The 1,223-nt window shown below is 61.3% G+C and carries 3 protein-coding genes; 1 reads left to right on the plus strand and 2 read right to left on the minus strand.

Translation table 11 applies throughout. From position 1 onward, the window contains the following. Positions 1–453, plus strand: a 453-nt coding sequence (locus A2J01_RS15035; protein ID WP_064113013.1) for a cob(I)yrinic acid a,c-diamide adenosyltransferase, incomplete at its 5' end; no start/stop codon positions are given. Between the two features lie 10 nt (positions 454–463). On the opposite strand, the gene A2J01_RS15040 is transcribed toward A2J01_RS15035, so the two are convergent. Together A2J01_RS15040 and A2J01_RS15045 are read right to left on the minus strand one after the other, a co-directional pair. Continuing rightward, positions 464–886 carry a DUF2550 domain-containing protein gene (locus tag A2J01_RS15040; RefSeq protein WP_029255703.1) on the minus strand — a complete coding sequence of 141 codons (423 nt, stop codon included), beginning with the start codon at positions 884–886 and terminating at the stop codon, positions 464–466. Positions 887–935: 49 nt separating this feature from the next. Then, on the minus strand, positions 936–1,223 hold a 288-nt coding region (locus A2J01_RS15045), incomplete at its 5' end, for a F0F1 ATP synthase subunit epsilon (RefSeq protein ID WP_064113014.1).

Consider the following 1,223-nt stretch of genomic DNA (forward strand, 5'->3'; position numbering starts at 1 on the left):
GAGACCAATGCAGCGATCGGTGTGGCCGTTGCCCTCGGCACTCCCCCGGAGAATCTCCTCGCAATGCTGCGCCAGATCCAGAACGACCTTTTCGACGCAGGGGCCGACTTGTCCACCCCCGTGGTCGAGAACCCGAAGTACCCGCCGCTACGAGTGACTCAGTCCTACATCGATCGACTCGAAGGATGGTGCGATGAACTCAATGAGCAACTGGCACCGTTGAATTCGTTCATTCTGCCGGGCGGAACCGCCTTGGGAGCCCTGCTTCACGTAGCAAGAACCGTCTCGCGGCGTGCTGAGCGTGCGGCTTGGTCCGCCATCAATGCGAACCCGGAGGACACGAGCGTGCTCCCCGCGAAATACCTCAACAGATTGTCGGATCTGCTCTTCATCATGGGAAGAGTGGCAAATCCTGAAGGCGATGTGCTCTGGAAGCCCGGCGCCGGGGCTTGAGCGGGACCGGTCAGGCGGTGCGTCGCCTACGGGCGCGCCCGTCCGGCCGAGATTCCACCCAGGACAGGAACGCTGTCAATGCTCCACTGTCCAAAGCGATTTCGTAGGCCGACGAGCCGTCATTGACCTTGACCACGACGATGTCGTCGCTCATGATGTCGAATTCGGTACCCGAGGGAGAACGACGGCTCTCGACCTCGATACCTTGACGATCGATCCTGGAGTCCGGGCCCGGCCGCAGACTCGACAGTTTGAAAAAGACAAAGGTGCTTTCGCCGTAGCGAATGATTCCGTGACGCCACCCGCTGTCCCCCGGAGATGGCAGAACACGAAGCAGTGCAGCGGTACCGCCGCGACGCAGAACCAGCAGACGATACAGAAAAGCCGCGACGAGAACCGCGAGCAGCACAACCAGAATGATCAACACAGTCATTCCGAATGTCACTGTTCGTCGGCTCCCGTCGCGGCTTTACTCGAGTAACTTACGCGCGCTCGACGGCCCGGAGCTGACCCTTGGCGACCGCAATCGCTTCGAGGTCGCCCGAGTTCTCGGCCAAGACAGCCTTGGCTGCCTCGACGTCGATGTCCTGTGCCATGTCCGCGGACTCGGCAAGGATCGTCACCGTCGTCGCAGTGACGGAGAGGAATCCTCCGTGTACCGCAGCAACGATACGCTCGCCGTCGACCGAGGTGATCGACACGGTTCCGCCCTCGATCAGCTGGCCGAGGACCGGCTCATGCCCAGGCATGATTCCGATTTCACCCTCGGT

Origin of the sequence: Rhodococcus sp. EPR-134 (assembly GCF_001647205.1) — a bacterium.
Classification (GTDB): domain Bacteria; phylum Actinomycetota; class Actinomycetes; order Mycobacteriales; family Mycobacteriaceae; genus Rhodococcus_F; species Rhodococcus_F qingshengii.

Excerpts from the sequence above, each read along its gene's own strand:
- A2J01_RS15040 (WP_029255703.1), bottom strand. The coding sequence starts at position 886 with ATGACTGTGTTGATCATTCTGGTTGTGCTGCTCGCGGTTCTCGTCGCG.